The following is a 23,372-nucleotide window of genomic DNA, read 5'->3' as shown; positions in this document are numbered from 1 at the left end:
TTCCTTGGGTGACCGGTGATGCAGTCGCTTGCCCTTTGGACAGGTTACCGGCTCGGCGGGAACCCAAACTTGCCGAACAGGCTTGGGTCGAGGAAGACGGTGATCGTGGCGATCCCGTCGGCGCCGGTGGTGAGGACGTGCAGGGAATGCGCCCGCAACTTCCCGTCCGCGCCGCGGCGGTACTCGGCGACCGCGGGTTGGGTGTTCGCGGCGGTCGGGATCATCGCGACGTCACCGGCCTTGGCGAACGCACGCGCGGCAAGGAAGCGCAGCACGGGGTCACGGCCGGCGAACCACACAGGGAGCGGAGGCATTTCGAGTTTCACATCCGCCTGCAGCAGCGCGGTGAGGGCCGCCATGTCCGCGTTTTCGAACGCCGCGCAGTAGCGGTCGAGCAACGCGCGGCGCTCGGCGTCGTCGGGCTCGGACAGGGCTTCCTCTTCCGGGGACAGGTCGGCGAGGCGGGCCCGCGCCCGCTGCAGCGAGCTGTTGACCGCTGCCGGTGTGGTCTCGAGCAGCTCGGCGACCTCGCCGGCGCTGAACTGCACGACATCGCGCAGGATGAGCACCGCCCGCTGCCGGGCGGGGAGCTCTTGCAGGGCCGTCATCACGGCCAGCCGCAGGCTTTGCCGCGCGGTGACGTCGTCCTCCGGCGTGGGGAACGTCAGCGCGTCGGGGATGGGCTCCAGCCACTCGTGCGTGCCGGCCGCGCCGAGCGCGGCGTCCGGGTCGGTCGTTCCGTCGCCCAGCCCGGCGGGCAGCACCCGGCGGGCGCGGTTCTGCAGGGCCCGCAGGCAGGCGGTCGTCGCGATCCGATACAGCCACGTCCGCAGCGCCGCGCGTTCCTCGAACGCCTCGTAACCGCGCCAGCCGTTGAGATAGGTCTCCTGGACCAGGTCCTCGGCGTCGTGCACCGACCCGAGCATGCGGTAACAGTGGGCGATCAGCTCGGCGCGAAAGGGCGCCGCCTGCGCGATGAAGTCCTCTTTCGCCGGCACGGCTTCTCCTCGTCTCGGCTGCCTCCGAACGCTACTCGAGTACAGAGACAGCGGGCCGCGGGAATTCATCGGTCCGCCGGCGATGAATTCGCGCGCCGCTCCGCATCTCAATTAGTGAACGCCTTACCTACCGAGAGCGAGGACGCAATGAACGAGCCCCTGACGAACCTGTCCGGCGCCCCGGCGATCGTGACCGGGGCCAGCCGCGGATTCGGCCGCGCCATCGCCGGCGCACTGGCGGCGGCCGGTGCGGCGGTGGTCGGACTGGCGCGCGGCCGGGCCGGCCTCGACGAGGTGCGCGACGAGCTGGGCGGCGGCTTCACCCCAGTGGTCGCCGACGCCGCGGATCCCGAGACGGCGCACCGGCTCATCGACGAATACCGGCCGCGGATCCTGGTCCTGAGCGCCGGGGCGGCCCCGCACATGGCACCGCTGCAGGAGCAGAGCTGGCACACCTTCAGTGAGAACTGGAATGTGGATGTGGCGCAAGCGTTTCACTGGACCCGCTACGCGCTGCGCCGCCCGCTGGCGCCGGGCAGCTCGGTGATCGTCATGTCCAGCGGTGCCGCCCTGGCCGGGTCGCCGCTCAGTGGCGGCTACGCGGGCGCCAAGGCGGCGGTCCGGTTCGTTACCGGCTACGCCGCCGCCGAATCGCAGCGGGGCGGGCTGGGGATCCGTTTCGTGTCGGTCCTGCCCCGATTGACGCCCGCCACCGATCTCGGCGCCAAGGCCGTCGCGGCTTACGCCGATCGGCAGGGGGTCGATGTCGAGGCGTTCGTGCGGGCCGGTGGGCCCCCGCTCACCGCCGAGCAGGTGGGCCGATCGATCTTGACGATCCTCACCGCCGACTCCGGCAGCGAGGACGCGTACCTGCTCACCTCGGCCGGCCTGTCGGCGGTCGCCTGAGAACGCCGAATTGTTAAGGAGGACAACGCCAATGAACACACCCCCCATTGTCTCGGCCCAGGACTGGGCGGCGGCGCGCGCGCGGCTGCTGGTGCGGGAGAAGGAAGTGATGCGGGCCCACGACGCCCTGGCGGCGGCGCGTCGGCGGATGCCCTGGCTGGCCGTCGAAAACCAGTACGCGTTCGACGGGCCCGAGGGCCGGGTGAGCCTGCGGGGGCTGTTCGCGGGCCGGCGTCAGCTCATCGTGTACCGGGCCTTCTTCGAGCCGGGCGTGGACGGCTGGCCCGACCATGCCTGCCGCGGCTGCTCGATGATCGCCGACCACGTCGGGCACCTGGCCCACCTGAACGCCCGCGACACCACGCTGGTGTTCGTGTCGCGGGCGCCCCAGCCGGAGATCGCGCGGCTGAAGGAGCGGATGGGTTGGCGGATGCCGTGGTACACGATCACCGACGGATTCGACGCCGACTTCGACGTCGACGAATGGCACGGCACCAACGCGTTCATCCATGACGGCGAGCGCGTCTTTCGGACCTACCTCATCAACAACCGCGGCGACGAGGCGTTGGGCAACACCTGGAGTTACCTCGACATGACCGCCCTCGGGCGCCAGGAGAACTGGGAGGACTCCCCGGACGGGTACCCGCAAACCGCGCCGTACGAGTGGTGGGAATGGCACGACGCGTACGGCGAGAGCGCGCCGTCACGGTGGTTCGGCGATCCGGATCCCGACGATCCCAACGACCCGCGTCCGGCCCGCGACGGCTGAATTTCGATTTCCGATAAACACGAATGCGCGGTAGCCGTCCAACGGCTACGCGCGCAATATTCGGCTGAGTTGTTTTGGGCTATAAAATGCGGTGGTTCGCCCTGTTGACGTGGTATCCCGCCGGAAACGACTTCTCGATGACCTGCAGCTGGTGGTCCACCCTGGACTCGAGCTCGAGGACCACGCAGCTGTCGCCGACGGCCTTCGATTCGAGGACTATGTACCGTTGGCCGCAATCCATGATGGGATCACCTGAGTGCAATGTTTCGACGGGCACCAATTCCGGGGTTCCGTTTGATTCCACCCGTCACACGCTAGGTCAATTTCACGAGTGAGGGAATAGTTTGCCCGCGCCGCGGGCGATTCACTGCGCGCCGGGCTGTTTGAAGAACACGCTGACGCGAGAGATCAGCCCGTCGTCGCCGCGCTCGAACAGCAGGCATTCCGGCCACCGCTTGGTGGCGCCGTCCATCTCGAACGCCTCGGTCAGCTCGACGTAGGACAGGTGGCTGTCCACGTGCGAAACCCGCTGCACGTCGAGCCGGTGGCCGTCGAGGTTGGTGAGGACCTTGCGCAGGTAGGCGATGTAGTGCCGCTTGCCCTCGACGACATCGCAGAACGGGCCCTCGCGGACCAACCCGTCGTCGGCGATCGTCGCGGCGAGGCCGTCCCAGTCGTGCGCCGCCAGGCACTCCAGGTAGCGCTCGACCACCCCCGGCTCGGTCACGTCGACTCCACGCACAACACAGTAGGCGAATGGGAGGGGGGAGAACAGGTTCGTTCAAGCGGCGCACCGGGCCCGCCGGTGCGGGCCAGAATAGGGCGATGAGCGCACCCATGGCTCCGGATTCGCCGCCCGCGGTTCCCAGTTGCTATCGGCATCCGGGCCGCCCGACGTACGTCCGCTGCAACCGTTGCGAGCGCTACATCTGCGGGGACTGCATGCGCAACGCCGCCGTGGGTCATCAATGCGTCGAGTGTGTCCGGGAGGGCGCCCGCACGGTCCGTCAGCCGCGAACCCGCTTCGGCGGCCGGCAGCGCTCGGCCACACCGGTGCTCACCTACGCCCTGATCGCGATCAACGTGGTCGCGTTCGTGGTTCAGATGGCCTCGGGGAATCTGGAAAAGCAGCTGACGCTCTGGCCGCCGGCGGTGGCCGGCGGGGAGTTCTACCGGCTGGCGACGGCGGCGTTCCTGCACTACGGGGCGGCGCATCTGTTGCTCAACATGTGGGCGCTCTACGTGGTGGGTCCGCCACTCGAAATGTGGCTGGGCCGACTGCGATTCGGCGCGCTCTACGCGCTCAGCGGGCTGGGCGGTTCGGTGCTGGTCTACCTGCTCTCGCCGCTCGACACCGCGACGGCGGGTGCCTCGGGCGCGATTTTCGGGCTGTTCGGTGCCACGTTCGTGGTGGGCAAGCGGCTGGCGTTCGACGTCCGCTGGGTGATGGTGGTCATCGCGATCAACCTGGTTTTCACCTTCGTTGCGCCGGCGATCAGCTCCCAGCGCATCAGTTGGCAGGCGCACGTGGGCGGGCTGGTCACCGGTGGACTGGTCGCCGCGGCCTACGTTTACCCGCCGAGGGAGCGCCGGAACATGATCCAGGCCGTCGTGACCATCGCCGTGCTGGCGGTGTTCGCCGCGCTGATCTGGTGGCGCACGGCGCAACTGCTCGCGGAGTTCTCCGCATGAGCTGGTGGATCACCCACGCGGAACGCACGCTGACCGAGGACGTGCCCGCGGCGCCGGATCAGGTTCGCGACTTCTACGTGGACCTGGACAACATCAAGCTGGTCCACCCGTTGATCGTGTCGGTGGAGCCGTTGTCGCGCAGCGAAACCGCGGACGGCTATCAGCAGACGTATCGGGTGGTCGACCGAATCCCGTTGGGGCCGTTCACCTTGCGGACCGCCTACCGGGCGCGACTGCGGGTGCCCGCGGCGGGCGACGTGCTGACCGAGGCGGATCAGCCGCCGGGGGTTCACCTGCGGGGCACGGTGAGTTTCGAGCCGGCCGACGGCGGCACCCGGGTCACCGAGCGAATCCAAATAGCCGCGCCGCGGCCGCTGGCCGGCGTGACCATCCGCGAGGGCGTCAAGGCGCACATCAAGATGCTGGCCGGCATCCGGAGTCACTTCGAATCGGGAACACCGAGGAGGTCGCAATGAAATGTCGTGGCGCTGTGATCCGCGGGGTCGGACAGGACTGGGAGATCCGCGAGATCACGCTCGATCCGCCCCGCGCAGGCGAGGTCCTGGTGCGAATGACCGTCGCCGGCATCTGCCACTCCGACGACCACCTCGTCACCGGCGACGTGTTGCCCACCCCGGAGGTCCGGGCCTCAACGGGCATCCCCGAACCGGATTGGTACCCGATGCTCGGCGGGCACGAGGGCGCCGGTGTGGTCGAAGAGGTCGGGCCCGGCGTGACCACCCTGCGGCCGGGGGACCACGTGGCGATGTCCTTCATCCCCGCGTGCGGCAGCTGCCGGTTTTGCGTGAACGGCCAGAGCTACATCTGTGACGCCGGCGCCAGCCTGTTTTCCCGGGAGATGCCGACCGACGGAACCTGCCGGCGGCACCTCGGCGACGAAAACCTCATGGCCTACGGCCAACTCGGCACCTTCGCCGAATACGCGGTGCTGACCGAGAAGTCGGTCATCAAGATCGACGACGCGATCCCCTTCCATGCCGCCTCGCTGGTGTCGTGCGGCGTCAGCACCGGCTGGGGCTCCGCGACGGTTACGGCGGGCACCGAGCCCGGCGACACCGTCGTCGTCATCGGCACCGGCGGGGTCGGGATGAACGCCGTGCAAGGGGCGCGCGCGGCCGGCGCGACCTACGTCGTCGGGGTGGATCCCGTTGATTCCAAACGGGATTCGGCCAAAATCTTCGGGGCCACGCACACCGCCGCGTCCGCGCAGGAGGCGATCCCGCTGGTCACCGATATCACCGCGGGGGTGATGGCCGACCGCGTCATCCTGACCCCCGGCGTTCTGCACGTGGAGTTGATCCCGTTGGGAATGAGGCTGCTGCGCAAGGGCGGGACGTGCGTGGTCACCGGCATCACCCCCTACACCGAGCCGGTGGTTCCGCTCATCCTGCAGGAGATGGTGCTGTCGTCCAAACAACTCAAGGGGGCGCTCTACGGCGGGATGAATCCGCGCACCAGCGTGCCGTTGCTGTTGTCGATGTATCAGGCGGGCGCACTGAAGCTCGACGAATTGGTGACCCGGCATTACCGGCTCGATCAGATCAACGAGGCGTTCGCCGATCTGCGCAAGGGCCGCAACATTCGGGGCATCATCGATTTCGCGGGCGGGTGAGTCAGCGCCGATCGCGAGCGCGGCGAAGCCGGGCGATGCGGGTCGGCGCCATCAACTCATCGCTCGATCCACTGCGACGTCAACGCGAACTCCGACAGGTATTTCGTCGAGCTCCAGCCGCCGTCGACGACGATCGTCTGGCCGTTGATGAAACTTCCGCCCGGCGAACACAAGAAGCCCACGGTGCTGGCGATGTCGTCGACGCGGCCCAACCGCTGATGCGGCGTCATCTCAGTGTTGATCCGGCGGAATCGCTCGTCCTCCAACCGTTTTTCGACCATCGGTGTCACCGTCACGCCCGGCGCGACGGCGTTGCAGCGGATGCCGGCCGCGCCGTACTGGCAGGCGATGTGGGTGGTGAGCGCGGTCAGCCCGCCCTTGGCGGCGGAGTAGGCGCCGCCGCGCAGGCCGCCGACGACCGCGAAGGTCGACGTCACGTTGATGATCGCCGACCCGGGCGCCATGTGCGGCAACACCTCGCGAGCGAGCCGAAACGGCGCCCGCAGCATCAAACCCAGGAAGTAGTCCAGGGTTTCGTCGTCGGTTTCGTGCAGCGGCTTGGGCCCGCCCACCCCGGCGTTGTTGATCAGGAAGTCGATGTGACCCCAGCGGTTGACCGCGGTGTCCACGATGCGCCGCGGCGCGTCGTCGGCGGTGAGGTCGACGGCCACCGTCGCGACGCGATCCGGATCGCCGATCGCCCCCTCGAGCTCGGCCAGCCGATCGGAGTCGCGGCCCGTCCCGACCACGGCCATGCCCATCTCGGCGAGCTTGGTCGCGCAGCCCAGGCCGATGCCGCTGCTTGCTCCGGTGACGATCGCGACCTGCATCTCAGCCATCCTCAGTCTCCGCGCTCATCAGCGCGGCTCGGATCCGATGTTTGAGTATCTTCCCCGCGTCATTCTTCGGTAGGGCATCGGTGATCACGACCTGTTCCGGGGCCTTGAATTTGGCGACTCCCTTGCTCACCAACAGCTCCAGCAGGCTCGCGACGTCCGGGTGCGCCCCGCCCGCGGGCACGATCACCGCGCAAGCCCGCTCCCCGGTGCGCGCATCGGGCAGGCCGACGACCGCGATTTCCGCGATGCCGGGATGGTCGGCGAGCAGGTCCTCGACCTCCTTGGCCGAGACGTTCTCGCCGCTGCGGATGATGACGTCCTTGGCCCGGCCGGTCACCACGAGGTACGTCTCGTCGACCCAGCGCCCGAGATCCCCGGTGCGGAAAAATCCCGCGGCGTCAAATGATTCGTCTTCGGAATGGCGGTAACCCGACATCATCTGCGGGCCGCGCACGCAGATCTCTCCGTCCCCGGCGGGGGCGAATTCGTGCGCGACGAGCTTGATCTCGGCGATGCCGGGCCTGCCGTCGGTGTCAGCCGCGGGCCCGGTTTCGTCCGGCCGGGGCGCGCCGACCGTGGTGACGGGAACTTCGGTGCAGCCATACACCCGGGTGACCACCGCCCGCTCGAAATATGCGGCGGCGCGACGGATCAGCGACGGGGGTACGGAGGCGCCGCCGCAGATGAACACCTTCAGATCGGGCAGCCGGGTGTCGGCGCGCTCGGCGGCGGACAACAGTTGCTGCAGGAACGGCGTGGCCCCAGCCATGTGCGTGCAGCGTTCGGAGTTCATCAGCGCCACCGCCTCGACCGGATCCCATCGGTCCATCAGCACCGCGGTGGTGCCCAGCAGTAGCGGGCATTCGAACGCGTATATCGAACCGCCGATGTGCGCGACCGGGGAGGGGACCAGGAACGTGTCGCCCGGATCGATCATCCAATGGTCGCGGATCTGGCAGATCAGGGCGTGCATCGAATTGTGGCTGTGCAAAACGCCTTTGGGCCGGCTGGTGGTGCCGGAGGTGTAGAGGATCATCCGCGCGTCGTCGGGATTCAGCGCCGGAAGCGCGGCGTCATCGGGGGGCTGCTCCAGCAGGGCCCGGTAGGGCGTGTGCGGGCCCGCGGGCCCGGTTTCGGGGCCGCGCACCACCACCACTTCCGGGGCCGGGATCAGCTCGGCGGCTACGCGTTCGAGCATCGTCGCGTAGTCGTGGCCGCCGTAGCGGTGTGGCACGAAAACCATTGCCGTGCCGGCGTCTTCGAGGATGAAGCGCAGGTCATGTTCGCGCAGTGAGGGCAGGATCGGGTTCACCACCATCCCGGCCAGGGTGGCGGCCAGGTAGATGACGGCGGCCTCGTGCCAGTTCGGCAGCATGAACGACACCACGCTGCCCGCCGGCATGCGCGCCGACAGCGCCGTGGCCAGCGCGCCGGCCTGCGCGTGTAGCGTGGCGCAGTCGAGTCGAACGTCTTTGTCCACCAGCACCGTTCGCCGGGGCGATTCGATCGCGGCGGCCCGCAGCGAATCGGCCAGCGTGGTGTGCACCCACAGGCCGCGCCGATACGCCGCCGACGCGTGCGCGGCGTCCCACGCGGTCGGGGGGAGCACGTCAACCACCCTGGCCGCTGACGCGGCGCATGGTCATCGCGTAGCGAAACCTCGACGAGAGGTGGGTGTTGATCGTCACCTGGGCCACTTCGCCGTCGGAGGTGGTGTAGGTGCGCCGCATCTGCAGCGCGGCCGTTCCCGGTTCGACGCCGAGGCCGTCGGCGAGCTCGGGCGACAGCAGGACGGCCGCGATCTCTTGATGCAGCTGGGCGACGCTCACCCCGAACAGGTCCTCGATCAACGGAAAGATCGGGCCGGCATGGCGTTGCAGCAGCCTGCCGACCGCGGCGAAGCTCCGGTTGATGTAGTACTCCGTGCGGCAGACCGGCACCGACGCGCTGTCGGCCCGCCGGTAGCCGCGCACCGACAGCCACTGGGTGCCCACCTCGAGCCCGGTCCGAGCGGCCAAATCCTCGTCGATCGTGACCATCGCGTTGGATTCGATCGTCAGCTGCGCGCCGGCCGCGAAGGCAAGGAGATCGTTGATCGACATCGCGTCCTGGGCATACGAACTGGACGCCGGGCGCGGCACCACCCGGGTGCCCGCGCGCGGCCGGGACGCGACCAGGTTGTCCTCCCGCAGCCGGCGAAGCGCTTCGCGCACGGTGTAGCGGCTCACCGCGAAGCGCTCGCACAGTTGCTGCTCGGTCGGCAGCTGCGAGCCCACCGGATAAACCCCGTCGACGATCTCCTTGCGCAGCGTCCGCGCGATCTGCAGGTAGCGGTGATCACCGGCGACGGCCTGGGGCATCAGCGGCCGCCCGTCGGGCGCAATGCCAGCACGCTGCCGTCGCCGTCGGCCGAGATGTAAAGCGTCCCGTCGGCCGCGGCCGCGATGCCGGCAAACGGGCCCTGCGGCCCGGAAAACGGTGGCATCCCGCGCAACGGCTTGGGCGTCACGCCCGGCGGGGGACCGACCGGCAGGCCCGACGCGATCGATTGGCGCGCGTGGCTGGTCAAGTCGAACCGGATCACCGCCTTGGCGCCGGCGTCGACGATGTAGAGCAGGTCGTCACGCACCAGAATGCCTTGCGGCCGTTGTAGATCGGCGACGACGGTGTCGACGCTCGACCCGGTGACGCGGACCACCCGGCCGGCCCCGGCCTCCGCCACCAGGCACGCCCCGTCGGCATCGACCGCGACGCCGACGGGCTCGCGCAAACCGTTCGCCAGCACCTCGATCCCGCCCGACCGCAGCAACAGCACGCGCCCGGTGCCCAGCTCCGCGAACACCACCCCGCCGGGAGCCGTGGCCACGCCGTACAGCTGGTCGAAACCGTCTGCCAGCACCTCGGTTTCGCTGGCTTGCGGGCGGTAGCGGCTCACCTGGCCACCGGACGTGGTGACGATGAACTCGCCGGGGCCGCTCGCAGCCACGCCCCGCAGAAACCCCGGATACCCGGGGCTGAACAACATCCCCGCGGTGTGCAAGGAGCCATCGGGCAGGGCGGCGTAGAAGTACGTGCCGTCGGCGATGTGGAGCAGCCCGTCGTGACCCACCGCCAGGTCCATCGGCCAGTTCAGCCCACCCGCCAACACGGATTGCGTTGTGCCATCGAGCGATATCTCGGTGATCTCGCCGGTGAAGTTCGAGACGAACAGCCGGTCGCCGACGAAGGTGCAGTTGTCCAGCCCCGGATCCAGTTGCGCGAGCAGCCGCCGCTCGCCGGTGCGGGGATCGATGCGCAACACCTGCCCGCTGGCCACCTGGGTCGAGACGAGGTGGCCCTGCGCGTCGAACTTGACCGAGTCCGGCACGCCGAGATCGCCCGCGACGCGCTGCGGCTCGCCGCCGTCGGGGTCGACGCGCCAGATCTCGTTGGCGCCCATCACCGGGAAGTACAGCAGGCCGTCCGGGCCCACCTCCATGGCGTTCGGTGAGGGCACGTTCTCGAGAAGCACCCGCGGCGGCCCGCCCGCCAAATCGAACTCCAGCAGCCGCCCGCCCGCACGGCACTCACCGACGAACAGGCGGCCGCGGTGGAAGGTGATGCCGTTGGCCGACGGAACGTCGTCGCGCAGCACCCGCGTTCGTCCGCTGGTGTCCCGCACGCTGACCCGGCCGTCCATCACCTCGGTCGCGTACAGGTTGCCGCTCGCGTCGAACGCGACATCGTCGGGCGCCACGATGTCGCCGCCCTTGGGGCTGGCGGTCGTCAGCTCGCCGGTGCGGTGATCCAGCGCGCTGATCTGACTGCCGGTCACCTGGGCGATGTAGACGCGCCCGCCGGGCCCCGTGCGCAAGCCGTTGGCACCGTACAGCCGGCTCGGGGCGGTGACCCGCTCGAGGCCCCAGCCCTCGGCGACTTCGACCGGATGCGGCGCCGCATACCGCGAGGAGATGGACCGTGAAATGGTCATGCTCGCCGAGGTCCTTCCGTCCGCCGTCTGGGCTGGACGTTATCAACTCCGCCTAGTCCAGACAATAGCCGCGGAACGGCCCCGGCCCGGCCTTGACAGCGAAGTCCGCCGATCGGAATAGTGTTCTCCATCGGGCAGAATGCCATATTTTGTCCGGACAAAAAGTGCACGGGAAACCCGCTCCGCACGCTTGGCGGGAGGCGAAAGCAGGTCATGGACGATCACGGGCGCGGTCTGGGGCTCGACGGCCGCATCGTGGTGGTCTCCGGCGCCGGCGGGGGCGGCATCGGCACGGCCGTCACCGCCATGACCGCCCGGGCCGGGGCCACCGTGATCGCGGTGAGCCGGTCGAAGGAAAACCTCGACGAGCACGTCGCCCCGCTCGCGCAACAGGGGCTGGCCGTGGTGCCGGTCGCGGCCGCCGCGTCGACCGACGACGGCATCGCCACCGTGATCGATCAGGCCCGCCGCGCCGACGGCACCCTGTACGGGTTGGTCAATGTCGCCGGCGGCGCCGAGCCGTCGACGTGGATGCCCTCGACCCGGGTGACGCGCGGCGACTGGCGCACGATCTTCGCGGACAATCTCGAAACCGCGTTCTTCATGAGCCAGGCCGTGGCGAAGGAACTCGTCGCGCACGGGCTGCCGGGCTCGATCGTGTCGGTCTCCTCGATCAGCGGCATGAACACCGCGCCGTTTCACATCGCCTACGGCACCGCCAAGGCCGCGATCGCGGCGATGACCCGCACGATGGCCCTCGAACTGGCGGCGGCGGGAATCCGGGTGAACGCCGTGGCGCCCGGCGTCACCCAGACCGCGGCGTCGCGCACGTACGTCGACGAGGACCCAGAGCGGGACCGGCGGGCGATCGCGATGGGTCGGCGCGGGCGACCCGAGGAACAGGCCGGCGCGATCCTCTTCCTGCTCTCCCAGATGTCGAGCTACATCACCGGCCAGACGCTGCTCGTCGACGGCGGGCTGGGCCTCAAGTGGAGCCATCTCGGCGCCGACAACACGTCGCTGTTCTTGCACGACGAGTCCTTCCGCGCGGCGATCAGGAGGATGTGATGACCGAACCCGCCAACGGCGCGAATTCCGCAGCGGCCGAGGAACTGTCGAGGCCGATGACCGTCGGCGTCGAGGCGTACATCTGCCAGGACTACGCGCGCGCCGAACGGGACAAGCTCTGGCGCAGGGTCTGGCAACAGGTCGGCCGCGTCGAGGAGCTGCCCGAGGTGGGCAGCTACCTGACCTACGACATTCTCGACGACTCGATCATCGTGGTGCGCACCGGCGAACGAGAATTTCGTGCCCACCACAACGTCTGCATGCACCGGGGCCGCCGGCTGATCGACACCCCCGAGGGCGCCAAGAACGCCTGCGGCAGAGCGCGGAAGTCGTTCGTGTGCGGCTTCCACGGCTGGACCTACGGGCTGGACGGTGCGTGCACTCACATTCGCGAACAACAGGACTGGCAGGGCGCGCTTACGCCCGGAAACACGCACCTTCGACCGGTCCGGGTCGACACCTGGGGCGGCTGGTTGTGGATCAACATGGACCCCGACTGTGAACCGCTGGCCGACTACCTGTTTCCCGCCGCCAAGATCCTCGACCCGTTCGGCCTGGAAAACATGCGCTACAAATGGCGCAAGTGGCTGTCGTTCGACTGCAACTGGAAAGTGGCGCTGGAGGCCTTCAACGAGACCTACCACGTCTACACCACCCACCCCGAGTTCAATAAGTTCGGCGAATTCAAGGGGTGGGCCAAAGCACAAGGGCGGCATAGCAATATCGGCTACGACGCACCGGCGGACATGGAGGCCACCAAGTCCAAGATCCGCCTCGGCACCGGCGCCGATCCGCGCGTGTCGACCGCCGAGATGCAGGTGTACACGATGGAGGAGACCAACGCCACCACCACCCAGACCCTGGTGAGTGCGGCCAAGCGGCTGGTCGACGAATTGCCCGAAGGCACACCGGCCGACAAGGTGCTCGAGCACTGGCTGGCCTCGGCCCGCCGCGACGACGAGGCCCGCGGGGTGATCTGGCCGACGATCCCGCCGGACATCCTCGGGCAGGCCGGCACCGCGTGGCAGATCTTCCCGAACTTCCAGATCGGGCAGGGTCTGACCAGCGCGCTGTGCTACGGCGCTCGCCCGCATCCCAGCTATAACCCCGACAAATGCATTTTTGAGGTCTCGGTGTTCGAGCTGTTCCCGAAAGGCGAAGAGCCGCAGACACAGTGGGAGTACACGCCCGTCGGCGACCCTAGCTGGCGGTCCGTTCTGCCCCAGGACTTCTCCAACATGGCCGCCGTGCAGCGGGGCATGAAGTCGCTCGGCTTCGGCGGCACCAAACCGAACCCGTACCGCGAACGCAGCACCGTCAACCTGCACTACCAACTGGCGAAGTACATGGGCACCGGCGAACCGCAGGAGCTTTCAGGTGAGGAGCGCCCACTGGCATGACCGTGTACCGAGACGATTGCGGTCCGACGCAGACACCCGACGACATCGACATCGATGCGCTGCGAGAAAAATACCGGCTGGAGCGCGAAAAGCGGCTCCGCAAAGAGGGTTCCAAGCAGTACATCGAATTGGAGGACGACTTCGCGGGCTACTACGAGGTCGATCCGTACACGCCCGCCACACCGCGTGAGCCGATAGCGGAGGATATCGACGTCGCGGTACTCGGCGGTGGCTTCGCCGGCCTGCTGTCGGCGGCGCACCTGAAGAAGGCGGGCGTCGACGACGTGCGGATCATCGAACTCGGCGGTGACTTCGGCGGCGTCTGGTACTGGAATCGCTATCCCGGCATCCAATGCGACAATGAATCCTACTGCTACATCCCACTTCTCGAAGAGCTCGATTTCATGCCGTCGAAGAAGTTCGCCGACGGCGCCGAGATCTACCAGCACTGCCGCAACATCGGCAAGCATTTCGGCCTCTACGATTCGGCGATCTTCTCCACCCAGGTGCGCGACCTGCGCTGGGACGAAACGACCAACCGCTGGAAGATCAGCACCAACCGCGACGACGACATCCGCGCCCGGTTCGTGGTGCTGGCCTCGGGCCCCTTCCACCGGCCGAAGTTGCCCGGCATCCCCGGAATCAAGAACTTCAAAGGCCACGCGTTCCACTCGTCGCGGTGGGACTACGACTACACCGGCGGCGACACGACCGGCAACCTGCACAAGCTCGCCGACAAGAAGGTCGCCGTCATCGGCACCGGCGCCACCGCGATCCAGATCGCGCCGTTCCTGGCCCGGGACGCCCAGCGCCTCTACGTCTTTCAGCGGACACCGTCGACGGTCGACGAGCGCAACAACGCGCCCACCGACCCGGAGTGGGTCAAGACGCTGCGGCCCGGCTGGCAGCGGGAGCGGCAGCGTAACTTCCACTCCTGGACGTTCGAGGGCATGGCGCTGGGTCAGCCGGATCTGGTCTGCGACTTCTGGACCGAGCTGGGGCGCAACACCGCCGCCCGGGTGCTCGCCCTGGACGACCCCGCGTCGATGACTCCCGAGCAATTCATGGCGATAAGGGAGGAGGAGGACTACAAGCTCATGGAGCGGCTCCGCCGCCGTATCGCGGCTATCGTCGAGGAGCCGCAGACCGCCGAGGCGCTCAAGCCCTACTACCGATTCCTGTGCAAGCGGCCGCTTTCCAATGACGAGTACCTGCCGATGTTCAACCGGCCCAATGTCACCCTCGTCGACGTCTCGGATTCCAAAGGCGTGCAGCGCATCACCGAAAAGGGTTTGGTGGCAAACGGTGTCGAGTACGAGGTCGACTGCATCATCTATGCCAGCGGCTTCGAAATCACCACCGAGATCAGCCGCCGCTATTCGATCGAGACCATCGAGGGACGCGACGGGCTGTCGCTGTTCGACTACTGGCACGACGGATACAAGACGCTGCACGGCATGACCAGCCGGGGCTTCCCGAACCAGTTCTACACCGGTTTCACCCAGGTCGGCATCTCGGCCAACATCGCCGCCAACTACGAGCTGCAGGGCGAACACATCGCCTACATCATCGCCGAGGCGCTGAAACGGGGCGCGACCACGGTTGAGCCCACTGAGGCGGCGCAGGCCCAGTGGTGCGAGACGATCCGGGAAACCGCGATCGACAACTCGGCGTTCGACGCCCAGTGCACGCCGGGCTACTACAACAACGAGGGGGGCGGCGGGGGCGAGGGCCTCCGGTCGCACCTGGGCGAACCCTACGGCCCCGGGTTCTACGCCTTCGAGGACTTGCTGCGGGCGTGGCGCGACAAGGGCGAGTTGGGAGGGTTGGTGCTCGGCGCGTGAGCGAATCACTCTCAGCACAGCTGCGATTCGACGACCGCGTCGCCGTGGTGACCGGCGCCGGGCGTGGGCTGGGCCGTGCGTACGCCCACCTCCTCGCCTCCCGCGGGGCCAGGGTGGTCGTCAACGACATCGGCGGCCGGGTCGACGGCGAGGGGGTGGACGCGGGCCCGGCGGAGCGGGTGGTCGAGGAGATCACCGGGGCCGGCGGTCAGGCCGTCGCATCAACGGCGTCGGTGGCGACCCGCGAAGGGGGCGAGGCCGTCATCGCGACCGCGCTCGAGCGCTACGGCCGCATCGACATCCTGATCCACAACGCCGGTAATGTCCGGCGCGGCTCGCTGAAGCAGATGACCTACGAGGACTTCGACGCGGTGCTCGACGTGCATCTGCGCGGCGCCTTCAACGTGGTCCGGCCGGCGTTTCCGGTCATGTGCGCGGCGGGCTACGGCCGCATCGTGCTGACGTCGTCGATCGGCGGCCTGTACGGAAACCACGACGTGGCCAACTACGCGGCCGCCAAGGCCGGCGTGATCGGTCTGTCCAACGTCGCGGCGCTCGAAGGCGCCGCCGAGGGGGTGCGGTGCAACGTGATCGTGCCGGCCGCGGTGACGCGCATGGCGGATGGCATCGACACCTCGTCCTACCCCCCGATGGGCCCGGAACTGGTTGCGCCCGTGGTGGGTTGGCTCGCGCACCAATCCTGCTCGGTGACCGGTGAGGTGTTCATCGCGCTGGCGGGCCGCGTCGCGCGGGCGGTCGTCGCGGAGACCCCCGGGGTCTGCCGGCCGGCGTGGACGATCGAGGATGTCGGCAGCCATCTGGATGCGATCCGATACGCCGACGCGCCACTGATCTTCCCCGTCGTCCCGGACGGACACGACCGGCACATCCGCTACAGCTTCGAGCTGGCTTGCCGCTCAACGGATCAAGGGGCGCTGCGTGGGTAGCCCGGCGGGCCCGTTGGCCGGGGTGCGCGTGATCGACCTCACCGCAATGGTGATGGGACCGTACTGCACGCAGATCATGGCCGACCTGGGCGCGGACGTGATCAAAGTCGAACCCCCGCAGGGGGATAACACCCGCTACATCTCCGTCGGCCCGGCCCCGGGCATGAGCGGGGTGTTCGTCAACGTCAACCGCGGCAAGCGCAGCGTCGTGCTGGACCTGCGGACCGACGCCGGAACGCGCGCGTTGCGCGGTCTCGTCGAGACCGCCGACGTGTTCATCCACTCGATGCGCGCCAAGGCGATCGGCAAGCTCGGCTTCGGCTACGACGACGTCGCCGCGCTCAATCCCGCGATCATCTACACCAATTGCTACGGGTACTCCCGGCGCGGACCCGATCGCGACCGCCCCGCGTACGACGACACGATCCAGGCCGAGTGCGGCCTGCCCGCGGTGCAGCAGCAGTTGACCGGCCAGGCCGACTACGTCGGCACCATCATGGCCGACAAGATCGCCGGGCTGACGGCGCTGTACGCGACGATGATGGCGCTGTTTCACCGCGAGCGCACCGGACAGGGACAAGAGGTCGAGGTCGCCATGTTCGAAACCATGGCCTCCTTCATGCTCGTCGAACATGCCAACGGCGCCCTGTTCGACCCGCCGCTTGGGCCCGCGGTGTATCCGCGCACCGTGGCGCCCAACCGCCGCCCGTACCGCACCAGCGACGGCTACCTGGCCGCGTTGATCTACAACGACAAACACTGGGACGCCTTCATGAAGGCCGTGCGGCCACCGTGGGCCAGCGAGCAGTACTCGACGCTGGAACAGCGCGCCCGCGAGATCGACACCGTGTACGGACTGGTGGCCGAGACGATGAAAGAACGGTCCACCGAGGAGTGGTTAGCGCTCCTGCGCGAATTGGAGATACCGGCCGCGCCGCTGAACACGCCCGGCGCGCTGTTCGACGATCCGCACCTCAACGCGGTCGGCATGTTCGAGACGGTGGACACCCCGCACGGGCCGGTGCGCTTCCCCGGCGTACCCACCTGGTTCTCCCAGACGCCGGGCCGCGTCGCGGGGCCGGCGCCGGAGCTCGGCGCCCACACCGAAGAAGTGCTCGCCGAAATCGGCGCGAGCAGACACAAAATCGCACGAAACGCCGTGCCAAAAGGTGATTTTGCGTCCGCTCGCGAGGGAAAGGAACTGTGCTGATGGGCGTGCCCGTCTACAAGCGCGTGCTCGACCTGTTCGAGGCCGAGGGGGTGAACACGCTGTTCGGGATCCCGGACCCGAACTTCGTGCACATGTTCGCCGAGGCCGACGCCCGCGGGTGGTCGGTGGTCGCACCGCATCACGAACTGAGCGCGGGATTCATGGCCGAGGCGGCGTCGCGGATGACGGGCAAACCCGGCCTGTGCATCGGCACGCTGGGGCCGGGCATGGCCAACATGGCCGGGGCGATCCAGTGCGCGCTGGTGGAAAACTCGCCGGTGATCTTCCTCGGCGGCCAGCGCGCCCGCGTCACCGAGCGCCGGGTGCGGCGCGGGCGCATCCAATTCGTCCGCCAGGAGCCACTTTTCGCGGCGTCCGTGAAGTACAGCGCGTCCATCGAATACGCCGACCAGACCGACGAGATCGTCCACGAGGCGCTCCGCCGGGCCATGTCCGGCACGCCCGGCCCGGCCTACATCGAGTACCCGTCGCACGTCATCCTCGAAGAGTTGGACGTGCCGGATCCGCTGCCGCCGCACCGTTACCGGCTCGTCAACCAGACCGCCGGCGAGCGCGAGGTGGCCGAGGCGGCGAAACTGATCCGCGCCGCCCGGAGCCCGATCCTCTTGGTCGGGCACGCGGTGCACACCTCGCGCACCGGTGCGGCGGTCAGGCAGCTGGCCGATCTGATGGCGTGCCCGGTGATCCAGACCTCCGGCGGCACCTCGTTCATCGAGGGCCTCGAGGACCGCACCTTCGCCTACGGCTTCTCGCCGGCGGCCGTCGAGGCGGTGGTGACATCCGACCTGTGCGTCGCGCTGGGCACCGAGCTCGGCGAACCGAGCCACTACGGCAGGACCCGGCACTGGGCACAGAACGACGCAACGCGCAAATGGGTTCTGGTCGAACAGGATCCGGTCGCCGTCGGCGTCAACCGGCCCATCGACGTGCCCCTGGTCGGCGACTTGCGGGGGGTGGTGCCCCAGCTGGTGGAGGCGCTGCGCGACAGCCCGCGGAAGGCTTCGGCCGCTTCCAAGGCCGATCTGGACCGGTGGATCTCCGAGGACGCGGCGGAGCTGGCGCAGCTCGCAGAGAACGCCCCGACCGGCCGGACGCCCGTCCACCCGGCGCGCTTCGTCGTCGAGGCGACCAAAGCATTCCCGAAGGACGGCATCCTGGTCCGCGACGGGGGAGCCACCGTCATCTTCCAGTGGACCTATTCGCAGGCCAAGCCGCGCGACGTCATCTGGAACCAGAACTTCGGCCACCTCGGCACCGGCTTGCCCTACGCGATCGGCGCCTCGGTCGCCGAGGGGGGTAAGCGCCCGGTGATGCTGCTGACCAGCGACTCGGCCTTCCTCTTCCACATCGCCGAGCTGGAAACGGCCGCGCGCCAGCAACTTCCGCTGGTGTGCGTGGTGGGTGTCGACCACCAGTGGGGCCTCGAGGTGGGCGTCTACAAGCGCACCTTCCCGCAACCGTCGCCGCAGCCCGGCGTGCACTGGAGCAAGGATGTGCGCCTCGACAAGGTGGCCGAGGGCTTCGGCTGCCACGGCGAGTACGTCGAGAAGGAGGAGGAGATCGGCCCGGCGATCGCGCGGGCCTACGCGAGCGGCAAGGCGGCCGTCGTCCACGTCTGCATCGATCCGAAGGCCAATTCCGAGGAGATGCCCAAGTACGACGAGTTCCGCACCTGGTACGCCGAGGGCACCCAATAAGACAAGGAGCAGTCATGCGCGAATACCTCAAGTTCTACATCGACGGCCGGTGGGTCGATCCGGTGCGCCCCAACACATTCGATGTCGAGAACCCGGCCACCGAACAGGCCTCGGGGAGGATTTCGCTCGGCTCGGCCGCCGGCGTCGACGTGGCGGTCACCGCCGCCCGGCGCGCTTTCGCCGGCTGGTCACAAACCAGTCGCGAGCAGCGCCTCGATCTGCTGGAGGCCATTCTCGCCGAATACGGCAAACGCGCGGGCGATCTCGCCGACGCGGTCACCGAGGAAATGGGCGCCCCGCCCTCACTGGCCGCGGGCCCCCAGGTGCAACTCGGGCTCGGGCACCTGGTGACCGCGATCGACGTGCTGAAAAACTTCGAGTTCTCCGAGCAGCACGGGGCGACGCTGATCTCCAAGGAGCCGATCGGCGTCTGCGGGTTGATCACGCCGTGGAACTGGCCGCTCAACCAGATCGCGGTGAAGGTGTATCCGGCGCTGGCGACGGGCTGCACGATGATCCTGAAACCGTCTGAGGTCGCGCCGTATTCGGCCTACATCTTCACCGAGATTCTCGACGCGGCGGGGGTGCCGGCCGGTGTCTACAACCTGGTCAACGGCGACGGTCCCGGCGTCGGCGTGGCCCTGTCGAGCCATCCCGACATCGACATGGTGTCGTTCACCGGCTCCACGCGCGCCGGCGTCGAGGTGGCACGCAACGCCGCAACGACGGTCAAGCGGGTGACCCAGGAACTCGGCGGCAAGAGCCCCAACATCGTCCTCGACGACGCGGGCTTCGCCGACAGCGTCCGCGCCGGCGTGCTCAACATGATGCCCAATTCCGGGCAGAGCTGTAACGCGCCGTCGCGCATGCTGGTCCCGAACTCGCGGATGGCCGAGGCCAGCGCCATCGCGCGGGAAGTCGCCGAACAGGTGAAGGTGGGCGACCCCGCCGACAAGACCGCGATCGGTCCGGTGGCGTCGCGGGCGCAGTTCGAGAAGGTCCAGCGCCTGATCCAGCAGGGCATCGACGAGGGCGCGACCGTCGTCGCCGGCGGTCCGGGACGGCCCGCGGGGCTGCAGACGGGCTACTACGTCAAGCCGACGGTCTTCGCGAAGGTCACCAACGACATGACGATCGCCCGCGAGGAGATCTTCGGGCCGGTGCTCTGCATCCTGGGCTATGACGACATCGATCAGGCCGTCGAAATCGCCAACGACACCGACTACGGCCTGGCGGGCTATGTTTCGGGCGCCGACGCCGACCGGGCGCGCGAGGTGGCCCACAGGATCCGCGCCGGATGGGTGACGATCAATCACGCCTTCGACATGAACGCGGCGTTCGGCGGCTACAAGCACAGCGGCAACGGGCGCGAATGGAGCGAATTCGGCTTCCACGAGTACCTGGAAGTCAAGAGCACGCTCGGCTACGCGCCGGACAAGGCTGCCCACTGACGCCGTTGCGTGTCCTCCACTGAATCCGGCGCCCCCGCCCTTAAGCTGGCTCCGATCAAGAGGAGGGGCAGCGACGTATCGGCATCAACTATGGCGCCGGGCGACACGAAGGTCAGGGCGCGCTAACCGCGAGCGCTGAGCCGGGCGGGACTCATCCCGCGCCGGCGCGTCGTGCTCCGCGGCCCCGGTGGGTCGCGCCCGTGCGCAGAGTCGGCCGACTGGCGATCTGGGATAAACCCGAGCGGCGCAGCGGAATTCCCGCACTCGACGGATTGCGCGCGATAGCCGTCGCGCTGGTACTGGTCGGGCACGGCGGCATCCCCGGGGTGAGCGGCGGATTCATCGGCGTCGACGTCTTCTTCGTGCTCAGCGGCTTCCTGATCACCTCGCTGCTCCTGGACGAACTCGGGCGCACCGGCCGTATCGAGCTGACCGGCTTCTGGATTCGCCGCGCGCGCCGGCTGCTGCCCGCCCTGGTCTTGATGGTGCTCACGGTCGCCGCGGCCCGCCAGCTGCTTCCCGATCGGTCCCTCACCGGCCTGCGCGACGACGCGATCGCGGCGTTCCTGTGGATGGCGAACTGGCGGTTCGTCGCCCAAAAGACCGACTACTTCACGCAGGGCGCCCCGCCGTCACCGCTGCAGCACACCTGGTCGCTCGGGGTGGAGGAGCAGTATTACTTCGTCTGGCCGGTGCTGCTGATCGCGGTGACGCTGGCGTTGGCCGCGCGGGCCAGGCGCCGCTTCACCCGGGCCACCGTGGGCGGCGTCCGCTTCACCGCGTTCCTCATCGCCACCGTCGGCGCGCTGGCTTCGGCGGCGGTCGCCGTGGTGATGGTGTCCGACAACGCCCGCGACCGCGTCTATTTCGGCACCGACACCCGAGCGCAGGCGTTGCTCACCGGCGCCGCGGCGGCGGCCCTGCTGGTGCGCGACTGGCCCTCACTCAACCGCGGTTGGTGCCTGATCCGCACCCGGTGGGCCCGGCGGGTCGCACGCGTCCTGCCGCTCGCCGGCCTGGCGGGACTCGCGGCGGCGACCCATTACGCCACCGGCAGCAGCGGCGAGTTCCGCCACGGGCTGCTCATCGGGGTTGCCATCGCGTCCGTCTTCGTGGTGGCGCCGGTGGCGTTGGAGCAGCGCGGGGCGGTCGCCCGCCTCCTGGCCGCGCCGCCGCTGGTGTGGCTGGGCACCATCTCCTATGGGGTCTATCTCTGGCACTGGCCAATCTTCTTGGTGCTCAACGGGGAACGCACCGGATGGACCGGGCTGCCACTGTTCGCCGCCCGGTGCGGCGCGACGGTGGCGCTGGCCGCGCTGTCGTTCTGGCTGATCGAGCAACCCATCCGGCGCTGGCGGCCGGCGCGCGTGCCGCTGTTGCCGTTGGCGGCGGCGACGGTGGCCAGCGCGGCGGCAGTGACACTGCTGGTGGTTCCGGTGGGGACCGGGCCCGGCCTGCGCGAGGTCGGGCTGCCGCCCGGCGTCTCGGCGGTCGCCGCGGTGTCCCCGTCCCCGCCGGGTGGTGGACACCCGGCCGGGCCGCGCGATCCCAATCGGCCGTTCACCGTCTCGGTGTTCGGGGATTCCATCGGGTGGACGTGGATGCATTACCTGCCGCCCACACCGGGATTCGCGTTCCTCGACCACACGGTCATCGGCTGCAGCCTGGTGCGCGGCACACCGTACCGCTACATCGGTCAGACCCTGGAGCAGCGACCGGAATGCGACGGCTGGCCGATCCGGTGGTCGACGCAGGTCGGTCAGGACCAGCCGGACGTCGCGCTGCTGATCATCGGCCGTTGGGAAACGGTGGACCGCGTCAACGAGGGGCAATGGACCCACATCGGTGATCCCACCTTCGACGCGTACCTCAACGGCGAGCTGGAGCGGGCGCTGAACATCGTGAGTTCCACCGGCGTTCGCGTGGTGGTGGCCACCGTGCCGTACAGCAGGGGCGGCGAAAAGCCGGACGGCCGGCTGTATCCGGAGGACCAGCCCGACCGGGTCAACCTGTGGAACACCATGCTGCGCAAGACGGTCAGCCACCATCCGAACGTGCAGATCCTGGATCTGAACAAGAAGCTCTGCCCGGACGGCGTTTACACCGCCAAGGTCGACGGCATCAAGGTGCGCAGCGACGGCGTCCACCTCACGCCCGAAGGGGTGAAGTGGTTGACGCCGTGGCTCGAGGAATCCCTGCGCTAAGGTCCGGTGCGGCAGCTGATTTCCATGCTGTCGCTGTCCCGCACCGCGAAGTTGAAACTCACGTAGCCGTTTGCGGGATCGCGCACGCGGTCCAGATACGGCTGGGTGTCCGCGGCGCTGGTGTTGTCGGCGACCACCAGTGCACCCGTCGACAACCGGGGCTCGAGCAGCTCGATCACCGGCAGATACAGGTCCTTCCAACCGTCCAGCAAGACGAAGTCGACCGGTTGGTTCAGGCCGGCCAGCGTGGCCAACGCGTCCCCTTCGAGGATGGTGATCACGTCGTCCAGACCGGTTTGCTCGAACGTCCTTCGCGCCGCGGCGATCTTGGTGTCGTTGAGCTCGGTCGTCACCACCCGGCCGGCGCCGTTGTCGCGCACCGCGGACGCCAGGTGGACGGCTGAGATGCCGAACGACATGCCGAATTCGACGACCGTCGCCGGCCGGGTCGCGCGCACCAGGGCGTACAGCAGCCGGCCGGCTTCGGGCGTCACCGGGATGTAGAACTCGCTCATCGCGTCGGCGCGCTCCCGCGCGGTCATCGGCCGGTCGAAATCACCACGCCTCTCCCGCAGCAGCGACATCTGCTCCTTCGCCTCGGTGTACATGCGGTCGAGCACGGTCGCGACCTTCGAATGCTGCAAGGTATTGGGCATGTCATCGAGGGTAGGCGTCGGCGTCCCCGCGCAGCTAGGAGCGGCCCGACCTGCCGTAATGGTTATG

Annotated in this window: 21 protein-coding genes; 13 read left to right on the top strand and 8 right to left on the bottom strand. The window is 68.6% G+C overall.

All coding sequences use genetic code 11. The annotated features are described in order from the left end of the window. Window positions 1–44: 44 nt before the first annotated feature. Window positions 45–1,043, bottom strand: coding sequence for a sigma-70 family RNA polymerase sigma factor (locus tag A5730_RS13195; RefSeq protein ID WP_369829879.1), 999 nt, complete (start codon window positions 1,041–1,043; stop codon window positions 45–47). A gap of 102 nt (window positions 1,044–1,145) precedes the next feature. Here A5730_RS13195 and A5730_RS13190 point away from each other — a divergent pair, with 102 nt between their 5' ends. Both A5730_RS13190 and A5730_RS13185 read left to right on the top strand, forming a co-directional pair. Beyond that, window positions 1,146–1,904 (top strand): SDR family oxidoreductase, encoded by a 759-nt coding sequence (locus tag A5730_RS13190; RefSeq protein WP_067900769.1) that lies wholly within the window; start codon window positions 1,146–1,148, stop codon window positions 1,902–1,904. 31 nt (window positions 1,905–1,935) lie between these two features. Further along, entirely contained in the window at window positions 1,936–2,673 is a 738-nt protein-coding gene (locus tag A5730_RS13185; protein ID WP_067900767.1) for a DUF899 domain-containing protein, read from the top strand. Between the two features lie 79 nt (window positions 2,674–2,752). Here A5730_RS13185 and A5730_RS13180 read toward each other — a convergent pair whose 3' ends face one another. Continuing rightward, window positions 2,753–2,977 carry a hypothetical protein gene (locus A5730_RS13180; protein WP_055404709.1) on the bottom strand — a complete coding sequence of 75 codons (225 nt, stop codon included), beginning with the start codon at window positions 2,975–2,977 and terminating at the stop codon, window positions 2,753–2,755. A gap of 60 nt (window positions 2,978–3,037) precedes the next feature. Continuing rightward, entirely contained in the window at window positions 3,038–3,400 is a 363-nt protein-coding gene (locus tag A5730_RS13175) for a nuclear transport factor 2 family protein (RefSeq protein WP_067900765.1), read from the bottom strand. A gap of 98 nt (window positions 3,401–3,498) precedes the next feature. Between A5730_RS13175 and A5730_RS13170 the strand changes: the two genes are divergently transcribed. The 3 genes from A5730_RS13170 to A5730_RS13160 are packed head-to-tail and all read left to right on the top strand — an operon-like array spanning window position 3,499 to window position 5,998. Next, window positions 3,499–4,365, top strand: a complete 867-nt coding sequence (locus A5730_RS13170) for a rhomboid family intramembrane serine protease (protein WP_067900762.1) — start codon at window positions 3,499–3,501, stop codon at window positions 4,363–4,365. After that, window positions 4,362–4,841: an SRPBCC family protein gene (locus A5730_RS13165; RefSeq protein WP_067900758.1), complete on the top strand. Its 480-nt coding sequence runs from the start codon at window positions 4,362–4,364 to the stop codon at window positions 4,839–4,841. Before A5730_RS13170 ends, A5730_RS13165 begins: the two co-directional genes overlap by 4 nt. Further along, window positions 4,838–5,998: an NDMA-dependent alcohol dehydrogenase gene (locus A5730_RS13160; protein WP_255385180.1), complete on the top strand. Its 1,161-nt coding sequence runs from the start codon at window positions 4,838–4,840 to the stop codon at window positions 5,996–5,998. Before A5730_RS13165 ends, A5730_RS13160 begins: the two co-directional genes overlap by 4 nt. Before the next feature lie 56 nt (window positions 5,999–6,054). Here A5730_RS13160 and A5730_RS13155 read toward each other — a convergent pair whose 3' ends face one another. The 4 genes from A5730_RS13155 to A5730_RS13140 are packed head-to-tail and all read right to left on the bottom strand — an operon-like array spanning window position 6,055 to window position 10,807. After that, window positions 6,055–6,837 carry an SDR family NAD(P)-dependent oxidoreductase gene (locus A5730_RS13155; RefSeq protein ID WP_082946821.1) on the bottom strand — a complete coding sequence of 261 codons (783 nt, stop codon included), beginning with the start codon at window positions 6,835–6,837 and terminating at the stop codon, window positions 6,055–6,057. After that, window positions 6,830–8,446, bottom strand: coding sequence for an AMP-binding protein (locus tag A5730_RS13150; protein WP_067901105.1), 1,617 nt, complete (start codon window positions 8,444–8,446; stop codon window positions 6,830–6,832). The genes A5730_RS13155 and A5730_RS13150 overlap by 8 nt, the downstream gene beginning before the upstream one ends. 1 nt (window position 8,447) lies before the next feature. Then, window positions 8,448–9,197: a GntR family transcriptional regulator gene (locus A5730_RS13145; protein ID WP_067900751.1), complete on the bottom strand. Its 750-nt coding sequence runs from the start codon at window positions 9,195–9,197 to the stop codon at window positions 8,448–8,450. Next, on the bottom strand, window positions 9,197–10,807 hold the full coding sequence (locus A5730_RS13140) for an SMP-30/gluconolactonase/LRE family protein (protein ID WP_067900747.1): 1,611 nt from the start codon (window positions 10,805–10,807) through the stop codon (window positions 9,197–9,199). Before A5730_RS13140 ends, A5730_RS13145 begins: the two co-directional genes overlap by 1 nt. Before the next feature lie 213 nt (window positions 10,808–11,020). On the opposite strand from A5730_RS13140, the gene A5730_RS13135 reads away from it, so the two are divergent. From A5730_RS13135 to A5730_RS13100, 8 genes are all read left to right on the top strand, one after another. Continuing rightward, window positions 11,021–11,875 carry an SDR family NAD(P)-dependent oxidoreductase gene (locus A5730_RS13135; RefSeq protein WP_067900744.1) on the top strand — a complete coding sequence of 285 codons (855 nt, stop codon included), beginning with the start codon at window positions 11,021–11,023 and terminating at the stop codon, window positions 11,873–11,875. Continuing rightward, window positions 11,875–13,275 (top strand): SRPBCC family protein, encoded by a 1,401-nt coding sequence (locus A5730_RS13130; protein WP_067900741.1) that lies wholly within the window; start codon window positions 11,875–11,877, stop codon window positions 13,273–13,275. Before A5730_RS13135 ends, A5730_RS13130 begins: the two co-directional genes overlap by 1 nt. Beyond that, on the top strand, window positions 13,272–15,119 hold the full coding sequence (locus A5730_RS13125) for an NAD(P)/FAD-dependent oxidoreductase (protein WP_067900738.1): 1,848 nt from the start codon (window positions 13,272–13,274) through the stop codon (window positions 15,117–15,119). Before A5730_RS13130 ends, A5730_RS13125 begins: the two co-directional genes overlap by 4 nt. After that, complete coding sequence (locus tag A5730_RS13120) at window positions 15,116–16,066, top strand: SDR family NAD(P)-dependent oxidoreductase (protein ID WP_067900736.1); 951 nt, start codon at window positions 15,116–15,118, stop codon at window positions 16,064–16,066. The genes A5730_RS13125 and A5730_RS13120 overlap by 4 nt, the downstream gene beginning before the upstream one ends. 13 nt (window positions 16,067–16,079) lie before the next feature. Then, window positions 16,080–17,276 carry a CaiB/BaiF CoA-transferase family protein gene (locus A5730_RS13115; protein WP_067901102.1) on the top strand — a complete coding sequence of 399 codons (1,197 nt, stop codon included), beginning with the start codon at window positions 16,080–16,082 and terminating at the stop codon, window positions 17,274–17,276. Next, window positions 17,276–18,994, top strand: coding sequence for a thiamine pyrophosphate-binding protein (locus A5730_RS13110; protein WP_067901099.1), 1,719 nt, complete (start codon window positions 17,276–17,278; stop codon window positions 18,992–18,994). Before A5730_RS13115 ends, A5730_RS13110 begins: the two co-directional genes overlap by 1 nt. 14 nt (window positions 18,995–19,008) lie before the next feature. Further along, entirely contained in the window at window positions 19,009–20,445 is a 1,437-nt protein-coding gene (locus A5730_RS13105) for an aldehyde dehydrogenase family protein (protein ID WP_067900733.1), read from the top strand. Window positions 20,446–20,645: 200 nt separating this feature from the next. Beyond that, window positions 20,646–22,649 carry an acyltransferase family protein gene (locus tag A5730_RS13100; RefSeq protein ID WP_067900731.1) on the top strand — a complete coding sequence of 668 codons (2,004 nt, stop codon included), beginning with the start codon at window positions 20,646–20,648 and terminating at the stop codon, window positions 22,647–22,649. Here A5730_RS13100 and A5730_RS13095 read toward each other — a convergent pair. Next, on the bottom strand, window positions 22,646–23,305 hold the full coding sequence (locus tag A5730_RS13095; RefSeq protein ID WP_067900728.1) for an O-methyltransferase: 660 nt from the start codon (window positions 23,303–23,305) through the stop codon (window positions 22,646–22,648). The genes A5730_RS13100 and A5730_RS13095 overlap by 4 nt on opposite strands. Window positions 23,306–23,372 lie beyond the last annotated feature (67 nt).

This window comes from Mycobacterium sp. ACS4054, assembly GCF_001667275.1.
Lineage (GTDB): Bacteria > Actinomycetota > Actinomycetes > Mycobacteriales > Mycobacteriaceae > Mycobacterium.
The sequence above is the reverse complement of the archived record's forward strand: the minus strand, read 5'-3'. Positions and strand labels throughout refer to the sequence as shown.